Annotated in this window: 16 protein-coding genes; 7 read left to right on the top strand and 9 right to left on the bottom strand. The window is 41.9% G+C overall.

Going from position 1 to position 21,741, the window contains the following annotated elements:
* The first annotated feature begins 30 nt into the window (after window positions 1-30).
* A complete protein-coding gene (hrpB, locus tag ACXAFE_RS10805; protein WP_475152249.1) occupies window positions 31-2,472 on the top strand; it encodes an ATP-dependent helicase HrpB in 2,442 nt (813 codons plus the stop codon).
* Between the two features lie 12 nt (window positions 2,473-2,484).
* Here the strand turns inward: hrpB and ACXAFE_RS10800 are convergent, their stop codons facing one another.
* Window positions 2,485-2,904: a DUF3429 domain-containing protein gene (locus ACXAFE_RS10800; protein ID WP_475152247.1), complete on the bottom strand. Its 420-nt coding sequence runs from the start codon at window positions 2,902-2,904 to the stop codon at window positions 2,485-2,487.
* 131 nt (window positions 2,905-3,035) lie between these two features.
* On the opposite strand from ACXAFE_RS10800, the gene ACXAFE_RS10795 reads away from it, so the two are divergent.
* Window positions 3,036-3,731: a hypothetical protein gene (locus ACXAFE_RS10795; protein ID WP_475152245.1), complete on the top strand. Its 696-nt coding sequence runs from the start codon at window positions 3,036-3,038 to the stop codon at window positions 3,729-3,731.
* Here ACXAFE_RS10795 and ACXAFE_RS10790 read toward each other — a convergent pair.
* Window positions 3,728-4,780 (bottom strand): aldo/keto reductase, encoded by a 1,053-nt coding sequence (locus tag ACXAFE_RS10790; protein WP_475152241.1) that lies wholly within the window; start codon window positions 4,778-4,780, stop codon window positions 3,728-3,730. The two genes, ACXAFE_RS10795 and ACXAFE_RS10790, sit on opposite strands and share 4 nt — an antisense overlap.
* A 211-nt stretch (window positions 4,781-4,991) precedes the next feature.
* Here ACXAFE_RS10790 and mrcB point away from each other — a divergent pair, with 211 nt between their 5' ends.
* The gene (mrcB, locus tag ACXAFE_RS10785) at window positions 4,992-7,304 is read left to right on the top strand and encodes a penicillin-binding protein 1B (protein WP_475152238.1); all 2,313 of its coding nucleotides are present in this window, start codon (window positions 4,992-4,994) and stop codon (window positions 7,302-7,304) included.
* Between the two features lie 28 nt (window positions 7,305-7,332).
* On the opposite strand, the gene ACXAFE_RS10780 is transcribed toward mrcB, so the two are convergent.
* The 5 genes from ACXAFE_RS10780 to ACXAFE_RS10760 form a co-directional block, all read right to left on the bottom strand.
* On the bottom strand, window positions 7,333-9,162 hold the full coding sequence (locus ACXAFE_RS10780) for a methyl-accepting chemotaxis protein (RefSeq protein WP_475152236.1): 1,830 nt from the start codon (window positions 9,160-9,162) through the stop codon (window positions 7,333-7,335).
* Window positions 9,163-9,286: 124 nt separating this feature from the next.
* Window positions 9,287-10,567 carry a glutamate-1-semialdehyde 2,1-aminomutase gene (hemL, locus tag ACXAFE_RS10775; protein ID WP_394228189.1) on the bottom strand — a complete coding sequence of 427 codons (1,281 nt, stop codon included), beginning with the start codon at window positions 10,565-10,567 and terminating at the stop codon, window positions 9,287-9,289.
* Window positions 10,568-10,585: 18 nt separating this feature from the next.
* Window positions 10,586-11,602 carry an aspartate carbamoyltransferase gene (locus tag ACXAFE_RS10770; RefSeq protein ID WP_010561800.1) on the bottom strand — a complete coding sequence of 339 codons (1,017 nt, stop codon included), beginning with the start codon at window positions 11,600-11,602 and terminating at the stop codon, window positions 10,586-10,588.
* A 48-nt stretch (window positions 11,603-11,650) separates the two neighbouring features.
* Entirely contained in the window at window positions 11,651-12,085 is a 435-nt protein-coding gene (locus tag ACXAFE_RS10765) for a CopD family protein (RefSeq protein WP_475152233.1), read from the bottom strand.
* A 12-nt stretch (window positions 12,086-12,097) separates the two neighbouring features.
* Entirely contained in the window at window positions 12,098-13,804 is a 1,707-nt protein-coding gene (locus ACXAFE_RS10760) for a chloride channel protein (protein WP_010561798.1), read from the bottom strand.
* Between the two features lie 217 nt (window positions 13,805-14,021).
* On the opposite strand from ACXAFE_RS10760, the gene erpA reads away from it, so the two are divergent.
* The 4 genes from erpA (at window position 14,022) to ACXAFE_RS10740 (ending at window position 19,666) form a co-directional block, all read left to right on the top strand.
* A complete protein-coding gene (erpA, locus tag ACXAFE_RS10755; RefSeq protein ID WP_010561797.1) occupies window positions 14,022-14,360 on the top strand; it encodes an iron-sulfur cluster insertion protein ErpA in 339 nt (112 codons plus the stop codon).
* A 271-nt stretch (window positions 14,361-14,631) separates the two neighbouring features.
* Window positions 14,632-15,720 (top strand): efflux RND transporter periplasmic adaptor subunit, encoded by a 1,089-nt coding sequence (locus ACXAFE_RS10750; protein WP_475152224.1) that lies wholly within the window; start codon window positions 14,632-14,634, stop codon window positions 15,718-15,720.
* Between the two features lie 11 nt (window positions 15,721-15,731).
* Window positions 15,732-18,848: an efflux RND transporter permease subunit gene (locus ACXAFE_RS10745; protein WP_475152222.1), complete on the top strand. Its 3,117-nt coding sequence runs from the start codon at window positions 15,732-15,734 to the stop codon at window positions 18,846-18,848.
* Window positions 18,849-19,426: 578 nt separating this feature from the next.
* Window positions 19,427-19,666, top strand: coding sequence for a helix-turn-helix domain-containing protein (locus ACXAFE_RS10740; RefSeq protein ID WP_010561794.1), 240 nt, complete (start codon window positions 19,427-19,429; stop codon window positions 19,664-19,666).
* Window positions 19,667-19,708: 42 nt separating this feature from the next.
* Here ACXAFE_RS10740 and ACXAFE_RS10735 read toward each other — a convergent pair whose 3' ends face one another.
* Both ACXAFE_RS10735 and ACXAFE_RS10730 read right to left on the bottom strand, forming a co-directional pair.
* Window positions 19,709-21,064: an AmpG family muropeptide MFS transporter gene (locus tag ACXAFE_RS10735; RefSeq protein WP_475152219.1), complete on the bottom strand. Its 1,356-nt coding sequence runs from the start codon at window positions 21,062-21,064 to the stop codon at window positions 19,709-19,711.
* Between the two features lie 44 nt (window positions 21,065-21,108).
* A complete protein-coding gene (locus ACXAFE_RS10730) occupies window positions 21,109-21,729 on the bottom strand; it encodes a peptidylprolyl isomerase (RefSeq protein ID WP_237129922.1) in 621 nt (206 codons plus the stop codon).
* Window positions 21,730-21,741: the final 12 nt, after the last annotated feature.

Genomic DNA, 21,741 nt, shown 5'->3' with positions numbered 1-21,741 from the left:
AATTCAGCAAAAAATGAATGGATAGTTGTTTTGCTGCCGATTGAAAGTGTTTATCAAACTCTGGTTTCTAGATTATCGCAACATGAGCGCGTGGTGCTGCAAGCGCCACCGGGGGCGGGTAAATCAACTTGGTTGCCACTGCAACTAATTAAAGATAATCACTTCAAACGTATTATTATGCTAGAGCCACGTAGGCTTGCTGCACGCAATATCGCAAGCTTTCTGGCTGACTGTTTAAGTGAACCGTTAGGGCGCACAATCGGTTTACGCATTCGTGGTGAAAACTTTACTAGCCAACACACCCGTTTAGAAATTGTGACTGAAGGCATGCTGACACGTATGCTGCAAGATGACCCTGAATTAGACGGCGTAGACTTGGTGATTTTTGATGAATTTCACGAGCGTTCAATTCAAGCTGAAACAGCACTTGCACTCTCATTTGAAGCGCAAATAGCTTATCGTGATGATCTTAAATTACTGATTATGTCGGCAACGCTTGATGGCGAGCGTTTAAGTTGTCATTTCGATGCACCGCTGGTGCAAAGTGAAGGGCGTCAATTTCATATAGCTGAGCATTATACTGCAGTTAAAAAAGAAGCTGATTGGCTCGCGCAAATTGCGCCGTTAACCATTCAAGCAATGGTAGAACAAAGCGGTAGCGCACTGGTGTTTTTACCCGGCGTAAAAGAAATAAAAGCGATAGAGTCTGAGCTTATTGCAGCCAAAAACACAGGAAGCATAGCGCAAGATACCTCAATTTACGCACTGTTTGGCAAACAAGACAAAAAAACACAGCAAGCGGCGCTTAAACCATGCACCGAAGGGCAACGGAAAATAGTACTCACCACCAATGTGGCAGAAACCAGCTTAACCATTGATGGAATTCGCATTGTTGTTGATTCAGGTAAAGAGAAAATAACCCAATACAATGTTAAAAATGGTATTAGCCAATTACTTACTGTGAATATTGCTAAGTCATCGGCGATTCAACGTGCTGGTCGTGCAGGACGTATCGAAGCGGGTGTGGTGTATCGCTTAGGTAGTAAAGAACATTTCGAGCGACGAGCAAGTCATGCCATACCTGAAATATTGCGCAGCGATATTAGTCAGCTTGTTTTAGAGTGCGCTAATTGGGGAACATCAATTGACGATTTGGTGTTACTTGATAAACCATCACCCAAACAGATAGATGCGGCAAACAATTTGCTATTGATGTTAGAAGCTATCACGGCTGATGGCAAAATTACCTCACTAGGTCAACAAATGTTGAGTTATGGTACAGAGCTGCGCTTTGCCCATATGCTGATAAAAGCAAAACAACTTGAAGCTGATTATTCGGGTATTTATCATTTGGCAGTCTATTTGGTTGCGCTTTTCACTAGTCAAACAAATCGCAGTCATGACATTGCGGCAGGGCTTAATTTTCAGCTTAAATCACCGCAGCCAAATTTTGATAAAGAGCTATGCCTTTGGCTTAAACGTTTAAAATTAACGGCGGTTAATCATCTACCACTTGAATACCTATCGATTGTAATGGCCTTGGCGTTTCCTGACCGCATTGCGCAAAAACGCGGTAACGGATTACGCTTAGCTAACGGTGCAGGTGCAACGCTTTATGATGACTTTCAAATTTATGATGACTTGTTATGTATTGGAGATATGGGCGGTGCGACAGGGCAACACGTATTTAATGCGTGTAAGTGTGATTTAGCACAATTAGAAAGGGCGTTGCCGTACTTATTTGAAAATAAAGACGTTGCAAAGTTTGATGAGAATGCTGGGCGTTTTATTGCCGAAACACAATATTGCTTAGGGCAGCTGATACTGTCACGTAAACCGAGCAATAAGGCGCTTAGTGGTGATGAAAAGGCCGCAGCTTGGTGTCATATTATCGCGAGAAAAGGGTGGCAGCTGTTGAATCTAACGTTTGACGTTGAGCAATACATAGTGCGTTTAACGTTAGCCCATCAATTTTTACCAAATGAGTTTCCGCAGTTATCAAAACAGCACTTATTTGATCATCTTGATACGTGGCTTTCGCCTTATTTGAATGAAGTAAATAGTTTAGCGGCGCTTAAAAAGTTGGACTTATTAGCGCCACTTAAAGGATTGCTTGATTGGCAGCAGCAAACTTTATTAGATGAGTTATTGCCCGAGCGATTAGTGGTGCCCACTGGTTCAAAACTAAAAATTCATTACCAAGTTGATGGGCCTGCAAAGCTCTCGGTAAAAATGCAAGAAATGTATGGCGTTGCAACCACACCTAAGCTTGCGAATGGTCAGCTATCGTTAGCCATTGAATTACTGTCACCAGCAATGCGACCGCTCCAGATCACGCAAGATTTAGCAGGGTTTTGGGCGTCGAGTTACCGCGAAGTACAAAAAGAAATGAAAGGGCGTTACCCCAAGCATTTTTGGCCGGACGATCCGGCCAATGCTAAGGCAACTAACAAAGTAAAAAGCAGAATGTAATCACACTGCTTTTTACTGGGCCACACCATGGTGCAGTTGTGCGGCAAAAAATAAATGACAAACCAACACTACACCCGTAATACGTTCACGCATGCGTTGATAATCTGGGTTTAATTTTCTCCATGTTTCGGTACGTTTTTGCACTGCCAACACAAAAACATAACAGGCGCCGAGGTAGAGTAGGGCCAGTTTTGTATCAAATAGTGCGAGCGCTAGCGTTGGAATTGTTGGTAATACAATTAGCCAATTTAGCTTATTACTGTTTGATTCGTGCCATAATGTACCGGCAACGAAACTCATAATACTAATGCTATAAAACATAAATGCTTGGCTTAATAAAACATGTTCAAAAAGAAAGTGAGCACCAACTAACAATAAAAATGGAACAAGACCAAGGTAACCTAATAGTGTTTGATTGCTATATTTTGACATAAGTACAATTCACGATTTCAATTGATAGTGATTGTACGCGAGAATCATCAAATTTGTTTAGTTTATTATGGATTTAGATAAACAGGCTCTGATATTCTGTTTAGAGTTATAGCTCTATTTAGGGTGGTTATGTGAGTACAATTCAACAGACACAAGATTTTAGTTGGCCAAATAATTGGTTAGATACATCACATATTTCAGCGCTTAAAGATATTTTTACTGCCTGTTTTAACGGCATTTCCAGTGACGAATATTTTGAAAAATACTTCAATTGTAGCGCGGCGTTTAAACGTGTTTTAAGGCTTTATTTTGCTGATGGAAACATTGTTGGTTATTGTTTACTTACGTTTGAGCGTGCAAATAAAAAGGTGCTGTTAAGAGCATCTGCTGGCTTTTATCCTGAATTTCGCCAAGGTGGTCTTACTTTGTCGTTTTCTATTCAACAAGCGTTTAAGTATTGGTTAATGCATCCTTGGCAAGATATTTACTACGCCGACACCATGTTAAGCCCTGCAATGTATCGCGCTATTAGTAAGCGCGTGGCAATCACGTATCCTAGTCCACAGTTTTTACATCATAAACGCGATTTGTTTGACGCATTTAATAAGACTGGCATTGTTAGTTCACTTACAAATACCCGTTGTTTAGTGGAAACAGGGCGCAGTAGTGCTTACAGTGAGGATGACCTTCAGGCGTTTTTTAACAGCAAAAAACGAGAAATTGCATTTTATTGTAAGGCAAACCCGCACTTTTCATCGGGTGTTGCCTTATTTGTGATTATGCCGATTAACTTAAAGCAGTTAGTAAGAACATTATTTAAACGTTAGTACGGCAGTGGATACTTACGCCAAATAGCATCTACCTGCGCCATAAAGTCATCCGGTAAGTTAAGTTCAAACGCGGCAATGTTTTCTGCTAGCTGCTGCTGCGTAGTTGCACCAATAATGGTCGAAGTTACGCCATCTACTTTATCGCACCATGCCAGTGCAAGTTGGCTTGGTGTAATCCCTAATTTTGCCGCAAGCTGACAATATTCAGCAACCGCCTGCTGCGCGATTTCGGTATTTCTAAATAACCCATTGCGCTGCATTAATGTCCAGCGACTACCTTGTGGTCTGGCATCGTTTAGGTATTTTCCACTTAACATGCCGGTTGCTAGTGGCGACCAAGGTAAATAGGCAATTTCTTCATGTACACAGTGCTCTATTAGATAAGGCCAATCTTTAGCGTGCAGTAAATTGAATTCATTTTGAATAGACACCGGGCGAGGCAAGTTATGCTCCTTGGCTAATTCAATAAACGTATGAATACCCCATGTCGTATCATCTGAAAGGCCATAGTGACGAATTTTACCTGCTTTAATACAGTGATCTAGCCCTTGTAAAATATCTAACATTTGCGCTTTATGCGCTTTAGTATCAACATTTGTAAAACTAATTTGGTTTGGTCTATGTTTTGCAAAATGCGGAGAGGTGCGGTTAGGCCAATGTAGCTGGTACACATCAATGGTGTCGATTTGTAGGCGCTTTAACGACGCATCAACTGCATTGATAACCGCTTGCCCTGTAATGTCTGAAGCGTCTCTGATCCAAGGCAGACCACTGCCTGCTATCTTTGTTGCGACTACCCAGTTATCGCGCTTTTGTTTATTTTTGGCAAAGTAGTTACCAATAATTTCTTCTGTTTTACCGTAGGTTTCGGGTGTTGGCGGTACAGCGTACATTTCGGCTGTATCCATAAAGTTGATACCATGCTCGGCGGCTAACTCAATTTGTTGATTGGCATCAAGTTGATTGTTTTGCACACCCCAGGTCATGGTGCCTAAACAAATACGTGAAACATCAATGTTTGAACTTCCTAATTTTGCGTATTTCATAGCGAACCTTCTGGTCTTAAAATTATTAGATTTAGTGAAAATATGACGTTGCGATATGATGCTTTTTTATGAGAACAATACTCAGCCGTGCTGATTTAAAATACAAACAACAACATCAGGCAATTATAATGGGGGTTTTAATAGGTATTGGCAATGAAATGCGATACAAAAATCGGTATGATAAACAGGATTTTTCTCAATTCTAAGTGCAATGACAGATAAAAAGAAAACGCCAAAAGCGGCAACGAAAAAGACAACTACAAAGCGTAAGCCGCGCGCTAAAAAAGCCACTCAAGTTAAAACCAAACCGAGCAAATTAAAACGCTTTTCAATGCTTGCGTTAAAGCTAGGTGCTGGTTTGTTGGTTGCACTCGCACTTTATTTAATCTACTTGGATAGCAAAATTAGCCATAAATTTGAGGGTAATAAGTGGCAGTTACCAGCGCAAATTTATGCCCGCGCAATGACCTTCTATCCCGGCCAATATTTATCAAAAGATGAAGTTGTGTGGGAACTCCAACGCCTTAATTACTCTGAAGTTAATCGCATCAATAATACCGGTCAATATGTTATTAAAGGCAATACTATTCGTATTTATCGTCGTGCTTTTGAATTTTATGATGGAGCAGAAGAGCAAGTTGGGTTCGATTTAGTCTTTGGCCCGAAAAAGCTTGCTGCAATTAAAGATGAGCAAGGGGAAAATTTATCAATGGCGCGCTTAGAGCCATTGCAGCTGGCGCGCCTTGCCAACGAAAGCAAGCAAGACCGCGAATTTGTGCCACTTAGTCATATTCCGCAAGTAGTACAAGATACCTTGCTGTTGGTAGAAGATCGCAATTTTTACGAGCACCATGGGGTATCAGTTTGGTCTATTGTACGTGCCTTGGTTGCGAATATTCGTGCAGGTCGCACAGTGCAAGGGGGCAGTACTTTAACTCAGCAGTTAGCGAAAAACTTTTATTTAACCCGAGATCGCACCCTAACACGTAAAATAAATGAAGCATTAATCGCGCTGATTTTAGATTTTAGATACAGCAAAGACGAAATTTTAGAAGCGTACTTAAACGAGGTGTATTTAGGCCAGTCGCGCTCGCAAGGTGTACACGGCTTTGGTTTAGCCAGTGAGTTTTATTTTGGTAAACCGCTGAATGAAATTGAATACGACCAAGTTGCGCTGTTAGTAGCGATGGTTAAAGGGCCGAGTTTCTATAATCCAAGGCGTTTTAAAGAGCGCACCATGGAAAGACGCGACTTGGTGCTGCGCTTAATGGTTGAGAATGGTTTAATTTCGACTAAGAGCTATAAACTGGCGTTAGCACGCGATATCAAAATAGAACCATTATCGCGTTTTGATATAAATCAGCACCCGGGCTATATGGATTTAGTGCGCCGCGAGCTGAAAACAATTTTAAATTCAAAAGACACAATTGACGCCGGTGTACGGGTATTTACTTATTTCGATTTACAAAAACAAGCGGCGATGGAAAAGTCGTTTGAAACTGGGTTGCCATATTTAGAGCGTTTAAAATCGACTTCTAAGCTTGAGGCGGCAATGTTGTCGGTTAATGTTAAATACGGCGGTGTGTCTGCCTTGGTAGGTGCACGCGATAGCGATTTTAATGGCTTTAACCGAGCGCTCGATACCAAACGTAATATCGGCTCATTGGTTAAGCCAGCCATTTACATGACGGCATTTGAATCGGGTAAATACACCTTAGGTAGCTTAGTTGATGACGAGCCAATGGAGATTAGCGATGAAGCAGGGCACACTTGGTCACCGTCTAATTTCGACCAAAAATTCCGCGGCAAAATGCCGCTTTATCAAGCCTTTAGTAAAAGTATCAATATGCCAGCTGTGGCGGTTGGGCTAGATTTAGGTTTACCTGCTGTAACTGAGTCAATTAAGCGATTAGGGGTTGATGAGTCAATTAACCAGTACCCGTCACTACTGTTAGGTGCGCAAGAGCTTGCACCGATTGATGTTGCGCAAATGTACTCAACTATTGCGTTTGATGGCGATTATCGCAAGTTAACGTCAGTAGCGGCAATTACCAATGCTGTGGGCGAACTTATTTATCAGCATAACAGTACGCCTGAAACGCGCTTTTCACCTGCGACTAGTTATATGACTAAATACGCAATGCAAAAGGTAACACGTGAAGGCACCGCTAAACGCTTAAAACTGCACTTTCCAACCATTCAGTTAGCGGGTAAAACAGGCTCAACCAACAACTTGCGTGATAGCTGGTTTGCCGGTTTTGACCAAAATACGGTAACCGTTACTTGGGTTGGTCGTGATGATAATAAACCGACTAAGTTAACTGGTAGCGTTGGTGCTTTAGAGCTTTATATTCGCTACTTGCGACAGCTAAATCCTGAGTCAATCGCAACACCTAGGCCACCATCAATTAAATGGGCATTTGTCAATACAGAAACGGGCAGACAAGCTCCACCAGGGTGTGGCACTGTGCTTAAATTACCAATACCAGCAGAGTTATTTAATTCACGACCGCGCTGTCATTAGCGCGTATCGTGATGTTCGAACAATAAGCTTACAGCTTAAATTGGCCAAGAGACTGTTTCAGCTTATTGGCGATTTGCAGAATATGATTCGCTTCAGAAGCGGTGCTTTGCGCAGAGCCTAAACTGTGTTGTGCAAGCTGGCTAATTTCATCGCTGTGCGCAACAACATTTAATGTGCTACTGGTCTGTAAACTGGCCTGTTCCATAATTGCAGCGCCAGAGCGGTCGATGGATTGCATATCGTGTTCGGCGTTAGCCAAAATATCCCGAGTTTGGTTGGCTTGTTCAACGCCTTGCTCCATTTTATCTACGCTGTTTTGCATTTTATGTTGAGTATCTTTTGCAGCCACCTGCAAAGTGCTGACAATGGTATGAATTTCTTGCGTTTGTTGTTGAGTGCGTGCTGCCAGTGTTCGTACTTCATCAGCTACCACAGCAAACCCCCTACCTTGTTCTCCTGCACGAGCAGCTTCAATAGCGGCGTTGAGTGCAAGTAAGTTAGTTTGGTCTGCAATTTCACTGATGGCGACGCTAACGTTACTAATGTTTTGTGTGTCTTCTGCAAGCTTATTTAGCGCAGCTTGGCTCTGTTTAAAATCAAGCTGTAGTTCTGCCATATGTTGGCTTAAATTAAGCGTATTCTGACTGCCTTGTTGTACATGTGTACTGGCTTCTTTTGCTAATGTTTGCGCATCGGTTGCTTGTTGCTCAACCGCTTGTGCTGAGCTGCTCATTTCACTTAATTGACTCGAAATTTCAGCAATTTTTTGCTCTTGTTGTATCGCATCTTGGCGACTTGCGTCACTTGCATCAGCAAGCAGAGAGGTTGCTTGATTAAGTTCAAGTGCGGCGTGTTGAGATTGTTCTACAAGCTCTGCAAACTGCTTTAGCATAAAATTAATTTGATGGCCGATAGCGGCTAATTCGTCGTCACTTTCAAGGTTTACTTTGATATTTAGTGAGCCGTTGGCGGCTTCATTTACGGTGTTAGATAAACGCGATAGCGTGCGTACCACGGCAAAATAAAAACCTGTCACCAAGTAAAGCGCGATTACCGTAAACAGAATCGATGCAATCAGCACGCTGTTACGAATAAACTGAGCGTCTGCCATTTGTTGGCGTACTTTTTGAGTTAGGTGTGGCAGTAAGGTGTCTGTAAAGCGTTCTAAACTTTCGATTGTTTTATTATTTAGCTGAGAAAACTGCGAGCGTGATAAAGCGATTGAGTCGGGGTCGAGCACTTGCTGTTTAATGGTTCTTTGATAGTTTAGCAAGGCGCTTTTTGTATCGAGCACGACGCTTTGTAGCGCAGTTTTTGTTGGTTTATGATGCGTCATCGCAACCATTAGTTTGTTTTCAAGATTATTGACTGAGCTCGGTAGCGCTTTATTTTGGTTAGAAAGCTGAATAAAGGTATCAGGTGTAAAACTGCCACTATTTATTACTGTGTCTGTGGCCTCTTTTACTGCATAAAAATTGGCAACGAGCAGCGGGAAATCATCTACTATGGCGCGATTTAAATAATTGCTTGCTAAATCGTTATCGGTTGCCAATTGGCTTTTTATCGATATTTTATTGAGAGAGTCTAACGCATTACTAGCTGAAACATTAAAGTCATTGGCGGCAACCTGATTTAAGTTGTTGTCGACAACCGCTTGTAGCAAAGGCTTGTAATTTTTTAGTCCTGAGAGTTCCCGTTGGTGTTGTGTAATTTGGTGGTTAAGCTGCACGTTTAAAAAAATTAAGCTGATTGCTAAGGGAATTAGTAACACACATACCACGACGATGATCTTTTTAGAGTAATTTAGCTTGGCCATTAAGGTAACGGCGGGAAGAATAAAGGCATTGGGCTTTGGCATAAACTCTGATCCTGTTAAGTGACACAGTGGTACAAGTTTATAAGAAGAACGAGTTTTTGCCTTTTTTCGTTCAAAAAAAACCACGCAAGTGCGTGGTTTTATAAATTAAATCTAACTTATTTGCTTAAAGCTTAGCGAAAGCGCGCTCGGCAGCAGCAATGGTTGCTTCAATTTCAGCATCACCGTGTGCAGTTGAAACAAAGCCAGCCTCAAATGCACTTGGCGCAAGATAAACACCTTCATCAAGCATTAAGTGGAAGAACTTTTTAAAGCGCTCTAAATCACATTCTGTTGCTTGCTGGTAAGTAGTTACTGTTTCTTCAGATGTGAAGAAGAAACCATACATGCCACCGGCGTAGTTTGTGGTAAGTTCAATACCTGCTTTTTCAGCAGCAGCTTTAAAGCCTTCACAAATACGTTTACTTTTCGCTTCAAGTTCGTCATGAAGACCGTCAACATCCAGTAACTCAAGGGCTTTTAAGCCTGCGGCCATGGCAATTGGGTTACCTGAAAGCGTACCTGCTTGATAAACTGGGCCTACTGGTGCGATGTAATCCATGATTTCAGTTTTACCACCAAATGCACCTACTGGCATACCGCCGCCGATTACCTTACCTAAACAGGTTAGATCGGGTGTAATGTTGTAATACGCCTGTGCACCGCCTTTTGCAACGCGGAAGCCAGTCATTACTTCATCAAAAATAAGCACTGATTTGTATTCGTCACACACTGCACGTAAACCTTCTAAGAAGCCAGCAACTGGTGGAATACAGTTCATATTACCCGCCACTGGCTCTACGATAATACACGCAATATCATCACCAAATTTAGCGAAAATTTCTTTTACTTCATCGAGTTTGTTAAACGATACAGTCAGTGTGTGTTTAGCAAAGTCTTCAGGAATACCCGGTGAGTTTGGCACGCCCATAGTCAGTGCGCCAGAACCCGCTTTTACTAGTAGTGAATCAGCGTGACCGTGGTAACAGCCTTCAAACTTTAAGATTTTATCTTTGCCTGTAAAACCGCGTGCTAAACGAATTGCACTCATAGTTGCTTCAGTACCTGAGCTTACCATGCGCACTTTTTCGATTGATGGCACAAGTGCTTTTACTTTCTCGGCCATTAAAATTTCAGTTTCTGTTGGTGCGCCGTAGCTTAAACCGTTCTCAACAGCGTCAAGTACGGCCTGTTTAATAGCACTGTGGTTGTGACCTAAAATCATTGGGCCCCAAGAGCCAACATAGTCAATGTACTTGTTGTTGTCGGCGTCATAAGTAAATGCGCCTTCGGCTTTAGTAATAAAGCGCGGTGTGCCACCGACACCGTTAAATGCACGAACCGGTGAGTTTACACCACCTGGGATAGACGCCTGCGCTCTATCAAATAAGTCTTGGCTAATTGTCATAATTTGTTCCAAATAAGATTAGGTATTTTGTTTACGGCTGAACCATGGCACTTCGGTTTCATATTTGTCGACGAGACCGTCAACACCTAGCGTTAATGCAAATAGCGCCATACGCACTAGTACACCATTTTGTACTTGGCGGAAAATCGCTAGGTTATCGTTACTGTTTAAGTCGTTATCAAGCTCATTTGCATCACCACGGCTGTCGCGCGGCAATGGGTGCATTAATACAGAGTTTGGTTTGCAGTGGGCATCGTAAATCGCTTGGCTAATACGGAAGCCACCACGGTACTTATTCGCTTCTTCTTGCGATGGGAAGCGTTCTTCTTGAATGCGTGTTTGATACACGATGTCGGCTGCAAGATTACCTTCCATTTGGTTGACGATTTCAACCTGGTGACCTGCATTAGTTACGGTATCAACAATGTAGTCAGGCATTTGCAAGCCATCTGGCGCGACAAGTGAAAATTTTACGTCTTTATAATGGCACAGTAGTTTTGAAAGTGAATGCACTGTACGGCCATATTTTAAATCACCGACAAGGGCAATGTGCATGCCGTCAATATTGCGGTCAAAGCGCGCAAGCTCTTTATCAATTGTTAGTAGGTCAAGTAGCGCTTGTGTTGGGTGTTCGTTCGGACCATCACCACCATTAAGTACTGGTACCGTTGAGCCATTAGCAAATTCGGCAACCGAGTGTGCTTCAGGGTGACGCATGGCAACCGCATCTGCGTATGATGAAATTACACGAGCGGTGTCATACAGAGATTCACCTTTAGCAAGCGCCGAAGTTTGCATGCCGGTTGTTTCACGAACAAGGCCGCCAAGCAAGTTAAACGCAGTACCAAAGCTTACACGGGTACGGGTGCTTGGTTCGAAAAATAAGTTTGCAAGAATAGCACCTTCAAGTACTTTGGTGCGTTTTTGCTTCTTTGCGTACGGCTCCATTTTCTTTGCAACATTAAAAATGGTTTCAATCGCATCGCGGTTTAACTCATTTACAGACAGAACATGCTGGCCAACAAAGTTTGACATGATAAAGATCCTGAACAGTTATTTTCGGGCGCTAATATAGCAGATTTTTTATAAACTTGGCTTCATTACCGCTAAGATAACAATCGCAAGCAGTACTAAAACAGGTAATTCATTGAATATACGGTAAAACTTATCGCTTCGCTGGTTTCTATCGTGTTTGAAGTCGGCCAGTAATTTGAAGCAGTAGCCGTGGTAAATATAAAGCAAAATGACCAGCACCAATTTGTAATGCAGCCACATGCTTGCGCGGAACCACTCTCGGCCATACATTACAATTAAAATGATACCAAAAACGCCCGTTAAAATAGCAAATGGCGTAACAAAGAAAAGTAATCGACGTTCCATGATTTTTAGCATGGCGCTGTTACTGCGCTCTTCGGTAAGCGCGTGATAAACAAATAAACGGGGTAAATAAAAAATGCCTGCAAACCAAGCAACCATAAAAAAGATGTGAAGTGCTTTTATCAGTAATAGGGTGTTCATTATTGTTATATCCTAAAGCAATGCGTTGCGGATCATTAAAATTTGGCGAATGTCATCCCAGCGGATGATGCCTAAAATATCATTGTCTTTGAGTTGATCATATACGTAAATAACCCCTGAACGATTGTCGCGTAAAATCTCAAATGCATCACCAAGGGTTGCTTGGCTAGTGACACCTTGCATTTCGATATAGCGGATTGACACGCTTTCTTCAGCGGTAAGGTTTAAGTCGTATTCAGCAAGGCGATAGCCGTTTTCATCATCAAAAACAATTAGTGGGGTTTGCGCGTCTGCTGCATCAAGAGACTCTGCGATAAGCGATTTATCATCGCTGTAAAGTAAGTTGAATTTGTCGCTCATTTCTTCAATAACTCCAACTTTTTGTAGTGCTTCTACGGCAGGAGAGACCTGATATTTAAGCCCTTGAAAGTCCAGTTGTTGTAAGAAAATAGAACGGTTGCCAAAGCCCTGAAGTGCGGTTAAATACGCAGACACAATTACTAACATAGCTGGCACAATAATGCTGTGGCTAGCGGTTAACTCCATTACTGTCATCAGAGCTGCGAGTGGTGCATTTAGCGTTGCTGCAAGTAAACCCGCCATACCAAGTACTGCGTAAGTGCCTGTAATGTTTACTTCAGGGCTAATAAACGCAGCAAAGTAGCTCATTAATGAGCCTAAAATAACGCCAAGTCCAATAACTGGGCCAATAATGCCGCCAGGAATACCTAAGCCTAAGGCGAATAATGTCGCTAATAACTTAGCGATTAAAATGGTGGTCAGTAACTGAACCTGCTCAGGTGAGCTTACTGCAATATCTATGGCGCTCATACCTGAACCCATGGCTTGTGGTACTAAGTAACCAATTGCACCGGTAATAATGCCTGCCAAAATAAGGCGAGGAAACATATTTACCGATTTAAAGGTTCGAATTATTAACATCAGATTTTTGTTAAAGCCGTACGCTACAGCACCGAGTACAATGCCACAGACAACTAAATAGGGATAATGCCAAGGTGGAATCGATACCACTTGAATTAGCGCCAGTTCTGAATCGGAGCCAAAAACAAATTGCGTGGTAATCGCACCAGTTACCGACGCCAGAATAACCGGTACGAAAATATGCACTTTGTACTCTCTCAGTACCACTTCCATTACAAAAATAACCGCTGCGAGCGGAGTGTTAAATGATGCCGAAATACCTGCTGCTACACCGCACCCCGTTAAGGTACGCATGGCATTAAAAGGCAAATGCAAATAACTGGCAATGACACTGGCACCTGCTGCCCCCATGTGTACTGATGGGCCTTCTCGTCCCACTGAAAAGCCGCTAATAAGTGCAATTGCCCCGCCAACGAATTGGTTTACGGCATTCCATATAGGCATTTGGCCATAGTTTTGTTTAATGCGGTGAATAACGTAGGGAATGCCTAGGCGATAATGCTTAAAGCCTGTTAGATAAGCGAAAGTAGCAATAAATACCGCGGCAAGAATAGGTAGTATTAATCTTTCAGTTTCAGGAAGTTGAGTGAAGTTATCGTATTCGCTGACAAAGCCGCTTTGGCCAATTAATACCACTAAGCGAAACATAATAATCAACATGGCGGCAACTAAGCCCGCTAGCACACCTAGTAACGCTAATTGAATACTCGATTTTGGACGAGCAACGACCCTTCTTAAGGCCGCCAAATTATCGGTTACTTTTTGGCTAAATGTCATGCGATTGTTATCGGTAATTCAGAGGGTTAATTATGACGTAATTATAACAGCATAATAGCAATAAAAAATAAGTTAATTTGTATAGCGAGTAATGATCTAAAGCAATAAATGCGTTAGATACTTCGTTACTTTAATATCACCAAAGGGAATAGCGCTAAACTTGATTAAATTGGTCAGGTATTAGATAATTCGACCATTCATATAAATGGGTCGAAGTATGTCTGATCAACTACCAATTAAATTTAGCGAAAATGCTGCAAACAAAGTAAAGCAGCTTATCGAGGAAGAAGAAAACCCAGCATTAAAATTACGTGTTTACGTAACGGGCGGTGGGTGTTCAGGTTTCCAATATGGTTTTACATTTGATGAGAAAACCAATCCGGGCGATTTAGAAATCGAGAAAAGCGGTGTAACTCTAGTAGTTGACCCAATGAGTCTTCAGTACCTAGTTGATGGTGAAGTAGATTATACAGAAGGTCTAGAGGGGTCACGTTTCTTCGTAAACAACCCAAATGCAACAACAACCTGTGGTTGTGGCGCATCATTTAGTGTTTAACTAAATACACAAATAGTAAAATTTAAAATGCCACTTTATGTGGCATTTTTTGTGCCTGAATTTGATGGTGTTTTGTTGTTGCTTCTTGACTAAGCACACTAGGCTTACAAAGCAACGCCGCAATCAAAAAGCGTTGAACTTGAGCAGAATTTAGACCACAAATAACAACACGCACTAGTGCAGAGTGTTACATTTTTTAACTTACATATATTGTTGAGAAGTATTATCATCAAATAAGGAAATATCTGCCACATCAGTTCCGGAGACAGGAATGCACCTATTTAACAAGCTACGCACTCAGCTAAACGAAAAACCTTATATCATCGCTATTTTTATTACTGTTTTTATCATCTTATGGATGATGTCAGGTGGCTCAAATGCCAATGAACAAAGCACCTCAGAATCCCAGCAGCGTATTGCTAAAGTTAAAGTAGAAACATTGCATGCCAAGCCAATTAACCGTTCATTGCAACTTTATGGTCGCACCGAACCAAATAAGGTTGCCCGTGTAGCCGCTCGTCAAGAAGGTGAAGTAATAGAGATTCTTGTCAAAGAGGGTCAGTTTGTTGAGCAAGGTACGGTTATTCTTAAACTTGATAAGTCCGATTTAGATTCACAAATTACCGCAGCAAAAGCATTGCTTGAACAAAGTGAAGTTGAATACCAAGGAGCACTCAAGCTAAAGCAAAAAGGCCTTAATGACCAATCTGCGTTAGCGCGTGCAAAGGCAAGTTTAGAGCAGGCTAAAGCGAGTCTAGCAAATCTTGAACTATCGCTTAAACGAACAGAAATTAAGGCACCGTTTTCTGGTGTAATTAATCAGCGCCTTGTTGAGTTAGGTGATTATTTAGGACGTGGCGACCCAATTTTAGAGTTGGCTGATTTAAACCCGCTTGTAGTACGCGCCGATGTAACGCAAAAAGAAGTGATGGGATTAAGTGTAGGACAAAGTGTATCGGGGTTATTTATTAACAATAAAACCTACAGCGGAAAAATTCGTTATATCGCTTCCGTTGCTGATGAGGGCACTAACACATTTAAAATTGAAGCGGCATTTGATAACCCAAATATGAAGTATCGTGCAGGCTTTTCTACCCAGCTTGATATTACTTATGATGAAGTAAACGCGATTCATTTAAGCCCAGCATTTATGGCGCTTGATGAAGACGGCAATATTGGTGTTAAAACGGTTGATAACAATAACCGCGTGGTGTTTTCGCCTATTGATGTTGTGAAGTCAGAAGCCTCTGGCGTGTGGATGGCCGGACTTGGCGAAAGCGCAAATGTGATTACTCTAGGTCAAGGTTTTGTGCGAATTGGCGATACGGTTGAACCTGTGTTTGCGAATGAGCAAGAGTAGAGGGCTGCACAATGCGCACATTAATTGATGCTTCACTCAGCCGCACTCGTACCGTTTTATCAATATTCATTTTATTGATTATTTCGGGCTGGGTGACTTACCAAAATATTCCAAAAGAAGCGAATCCCGATGTCACCATTCCATTTATCTATGTATCGATAGTACATGATGGCATTTCACCAGAAGATGCTGAGCGTTTGTTAGTGCGTCCAATGGAGATTGAACTGCGCGCTATCGAAGGGGTAAAGGAAATGACGGCGGTTGCTAGTGAAGGTCACGCATCCGTTACACTTGAGTTTTTCGCAGGCTCTGATCCAAAAGAAGCGCTTGCTGATGTGCGCGACAAGGTATCGCTTGCAAAAGCAAAGCTGCCGTCGGAAACCGAAGAGCCAGAAGTACACGAAGTATTGATGGAAGATCAGCAACCAACAATTACTTTAACGCTATCGGGCGATATTCCTGAACGCGGCTTATTAACGCTCGCACGTAATTTAAAAGATGAGTTGGAATCAATCTCAAGTGTGTTAGAGGTTGAAATTGGTGGCGAGCGCGAAGACATGGTTGAGATTGTTGTCGACCCACTTTTAATGGAGTCGTATGGTCTTGATCAAAATGACATTTATAGCTTACTTACCAACAATAACCGCTTAGTGGCAGCGGGCACACTCGATACGGGTAAGGGCCGTTTTGCGGTAAAAATCCCGTCTGTTTTTGAAACCATTCAAGATGTTATGGAACAGCCAGTAAAAGTATCGGGTGATAAAGTTGTACGCTTTATGGATGTCGCGCAAATTAGACGCTCTTATAAAGATCCAAATTCGATTGCACGTATTAATGGCCAACAAGCGGTATCGCTCGAAGTAAAAAAGCGTGCTGGTGAAAACATTATTGATACGGTTGATCAAGTCAAAGCTAAAGTGGAAGAAAGCAAAGCAATTTGGCCAAATCATATCAAGGTCACTTATACCGGTGATATGAGTAAAGACGTAAAAGACATGCTGTCTGACTTACAAAATAATGTGCTTTCTGCCGTGCTTTTAGTGGTGATTGTGATTATCGCGATTTTAGGCACGCGCTCCGCGTTTTTAGTGGGAGTGGCCATTCCAGGCTCATTCCTCACCGGTATTTTAGTGATTGCGATATTTGGTTTAACGGTCAACATTGTTGTGCTGTTTGCCTTGATTATGGCGGTAGGTATGTTGGTGGATGGCGCCATTGTTGTGAGTGAATTTGCCGACCGTATGATGAGTGAAGGCATGCCGCGTAAAAAAGCCTATGCGGTTGCTGCTAAGCGCATGGCATGGCCAATTATTGCATCAACAGCTACTACGTTAGCGGCATTTGCACCGCTGATTTTCTGGCCGGGTATGATGGGTGAATTTATGAAGTATTTACCGATAACCTTAATTGCCACACTCTCTGCGTCACTAGTAATGGCGCTAGTATTTGTGCCAACAATTGGTAGTTTAATTGGTAAAGTTCGCCCGCTGACAGAAGAGCAAAAGCAAAACCTATTGGTAGCGGAAGAAGGTAACCTAACACAATTAAAAGGCGCAACAGGGCGTTATGTTCGCTTACTTGACCGTGCGATTAAGCGTCCATTACTGAGTTTATTTGCCGCGATTGGTTTTTCTGTTTTGGTGTTTATTAGTTATGGCATGTCAGGGCTTGGCGTTGAGTTCTTTCCTGATGTAGAGCCGAATGGCATTAACTTAAAGGTGCGCAGTTACGGTGATTTGTCGATTTATGAAAAAGACCAAATCATGAAAGATATTGAAGCGCGTATCTTAACGGTTGAGGGCATAAAAACTCTGTATTCTCGCTCCGGTGGCAAAGATATCGTCGGATCACTGCGTATGAACTTAAAAGACTGGGATAAACGCCGTCCGGCAGATCAAATTATTGAAGAAGTACTTAGTAACACTTCAGATATGGCTGGTGTGGAAATTGAAATCCGCAAAGATGAAAATGGTCCCGGCGGCGGCAAAGATTTATCAATTGAACTCAGTTCTAAGTTCCCAGATGTATTAAATGAAGAGGCGCGCCGCATTCGTAATGCGATAGAAAACGACGGCGCTTTTGTGAATGTGGACGATTCCGCTTCAAAGCCAGGTATTGAATGGCAACTCAAACTAAACCGTGCAGATGCCGCGCGTTTTGGTGCTGACGCTACAATGCTTGGCGCTAACGTGCAAATGGTAACTAACGGTTTGAAATTAGGTGAATATCGCCCTGATGATGTCGATGATGAAATTGATATTCGTGTCCGTTTCCCAGCAGATAAACGTGATTTAGGCCGATTAGAAACGCTGCGCGTAAAAACCCAGCATGGCCAAGTGCCAATTACTCACTTTATTGAGCGTAAAGCGGTACAAAAAGTGGATACCATTAATCGTGTTGATAGCCACCGAGTAGTTACGGTGAATGCTGATGTTAAAGTAGGTCAACAGTTAGGTAAGGCATTACCGCGTTTACAAGCGCAACTTGAAGCGCAAGGGCTAGACCCTCGCGTGAAACTAAAAGTGCGTGGTGAAAATGAAGAGCAAGATGAATCTATGGTGTTCTTAGAAAAAGCCTTCTTAGTGGCGCTTTTTGTGATGGGCATTATCTTAGTCACCCAATTTAATAGTTTCTATCAAGCAATGCTTATCTTAAGTGCAGTGCTGTTTTCAACGGTGGGTGTATTCTTGGGCCTAATTATCTTGCAACAGCCATTTGGCATTGTAATGTCAGGCATCGGTGTTATTTCATTAGCAGGAATTGTGGTTAACAATAATATTGTATTGATTGATACCTATAATGTTCTGCGCAGGCAAGGCATGGACCAACACGAGGCGATTTTGCGAACAGGTGCTCAGCGCCTAAGACCAGTGCTGTTAACAACCGTCACCACGATACTGGGCTTAATGCCTATGGTACTGCAAATTAATATCGACTTGTATAACCGCGAAATAGCGTTTGGTGCGCCGTCAACGCAATGGTGGGTGCAATTAGCAACGGCTGTGGCCGGAGGCCTTGCCTTTGCTACTGTGCTTACCTTAGTACTGACTCCGTGCTTATTAGCTCTTAGAAAAAAGCCGATGCAACATCAAGATGCCGAGATTGTAGAGCACAAACTGGCAAGCTAGCTTAAGTTAAAAATGAAAAGAGCATCAATTGATGCTCTTTTTTTATGCTAGTTTGTTTTCGTCAGGTGTAGCATCAGGGTAAAAAACGCCAAGATAACGCAGCTAACACCGAGAATATAAAAAAAGCCTTTCTTCCCTTGTTTTAATGGGATGTTGTTTACCTTAAGAAAGTAAAACCACGCAAAGCACAGTAAAACTGGTAGTAAAAAAAACAATCTAATCATAAAGATGAATACTTATTTATTGTTTTATTAGGTTATAGCAAAACGCGGAAATCTGCCACAATTGAAAATATTGACTATATTTTAGCTAGTCACTTTGACCGATAGACGAAAATATTAGTACTAAATTTTTATGCACTTTTAATAATTACTTATACTGGATCAATCTAATTCCTGCATTTGGTCGCTATAATTTGTAGATTAACCGCAAAATTTGTAGGGCATTTACTCAAAGTAGGTAGAATGTGCTAACTAAAATTTTATGCTAGGTATTGTGTATTCTTACCAATATTCTCAGTGTGGTTTAAGTGGGTTGATAGAATAGAGCATTTCCAATCATCAATAGGAGAAGTAATTATGATGGGGAAAACAGTTGCGTCGGAAGAAAATTCGCGTTTAACACAATGGCTTAAAGTAAAACGCCAAGAGAAAGGCCACACTATGCGCAGCCTTGCTCAGGTGCTTGGAACACCGCATTCATTTGTTGGTAAAATTGAAAACCAAGAACGTCGTTTAGATGTTGTTGAATTTATTCGTTACTGCCAAGCGCTTGAAATAGATCCAATTGAAGGCTTAACGCTATTAAAAAGTGAATAAACATTCACTTTATTTTAAGTAATTTAATGATGCATGGATGCACTATTGCTTGCTATGAAAGCTTGCTTCCAATGCCATTAGGCGCTTCCTAATTAGAAATAAGAAAATTAAAGACGGTATTACCATTAGTGCTGTTAGTAAGAAAAACAGCGCCCAATTTCCATTTAAGTAGTCAATTAAATACCCTGACGACCCCGACAAAAACGTTCTTCCCAAATTTCCTAGCGATGCAAGTAACGCATAATGTGTCGCACTAAATGCACGGTCACATAACATTGAGATAAATGCCACCATGGCGACTAACGACCATGCTTGAGTAAAGCCATCGACCAAAATGGCCATAGCGTATAGACTCTCTTTTGGTCCCACCATAGCAATAAGCGAAAACATTAAGTTAGAAGCCGCCATTGCAATACCGCTAATAAACAAGCCTTTTACAATGCCATAGCGCGAATTAAACAAGCTACCAAGAAAGGCAAATATAATGGTAATTAAGCCGGTGCCAAGTTTAGAGTAGGTGGCAATTTGTGAATTACTAAAGCCAATTTCTTTGTAAAAGACAATCGACATTCTTCCTAAAAAGGCTTCACCAATTTTAAATAGAAAGATAAAGGCCAACAGCGCGAGTGCCGTTTTTACACCGTTACGATTAAAAAATGCTCTAAATGGTTCGGCAATTGTCACCCAAAGCCAAGCGCCAATGCGTTTTAAAAATGATGCGTCAGTTTGAATAAGCTTTGCCTCAAGCGCTTTATGAATATATTCGCGATTGGAATCGGGCTCTTTCGCAAAAAACACACCTAGCATCAGGGCTAACATTATTAGTGCCAACACAAAGTAAACGTGCGTCCATTGCCAGTTGGGTAGGTCAGCCATGTAAAAAGGCACAGCACCTAATAACGCATAGCCTGTCCACCAACCTGACGTTGCCATAGTCGCGGCGGCCGTTGTTTTATGAGTCTCGTGCTCGTTTAGAGTATCAATACGAAAGGCATCGATAGCGATATCTTGAGTAGCCCCAGCAAGCGCGATAACAAAACAACACAGTGCTACGGTTTGCAATTGGTTTTGAATAGCAACTTGGCTTAGCCATAAGGTTGCCAGCAAGATAAACACTTGGCTTAGCAAAATCCAACTGCGACGTTGCCCCAGTAACTTGTGAAGTACAGGTAACTTTACGCGGTCAACTAAAGGCGACCATAAGAAATTAACGCTGTAGCACACAAAAACGATGCCAAAAAGGCCTATCATTGAACGTGATAAGCCTTCATCTTTCAGCCACGCTGACATTACTGAACCAATCAGTATCCAGGGAAAACCGCTCGCGATGCCAAATGCAAATACATTGATTAAGCGGCGATCTTTAAAATAGCCAAGATACTCTGAAACAGTAACCATAGTTGTTTTACTTTACCTATTATTCTTATTATTGAGCGTTATGTTTACTGTATAGGATCAAGCACTTGTGCTTTTAAAATCACGACAGGTTTCTTTGGTACAAAGCACCAACCCAGTTTGTCGTGGCAGCCGGTCTCAACACGCATTATTTTATCGAGTGTTTCTGAGCCTTCGGTAACATAACCAAATACAGCAAAGCCCCATTCACGACCAGGGTTTAAATGATCATTGTCGTTCATATTGAAAAAGAACTGACGTGTGGCTGAATGTGGTTTGCGGTCTTGGTAGGCCATTGCGATAGTGTACATATCGTTTTTTAAACCATTGCCACTTTCATTTGGAATTGCAGGTCCCATGTATGCGCCGTCGTAATCTTTATCGTAACCGCCACCTTGAATCACAAAGTCACGCTCTTGCTCTGCATCGTGTTCAACGCGGTGAAAAACGGTATCTTCGTAGCCACCATCAACTACGTAACCTAAAAAGTTATTTACTGTAATAGGCGCTTTACGACGGTCTAATTCAACGGTGATATCACCCATAGTGGTGGTGAATTTAACCAAAGGGAAGGCGTTATCTTTTTGTACAAACTCGCCTTTTTTAATCAGATTAGCAGCGCTTGAAAAGCTCATTAATAGTACGAGTAATGAGATTAAATACTTCATAATATGTAACTC

The sequence above is a fragment of the Pseudoalteromonas sp. ABV4_021 genome, from assembly GCF_056159365.1.
The sequence above is the reverse complement of the archived record's forward strand: the minus strand, read 5'-3'. Positions and strand labels throughout refer to the sequence as shown.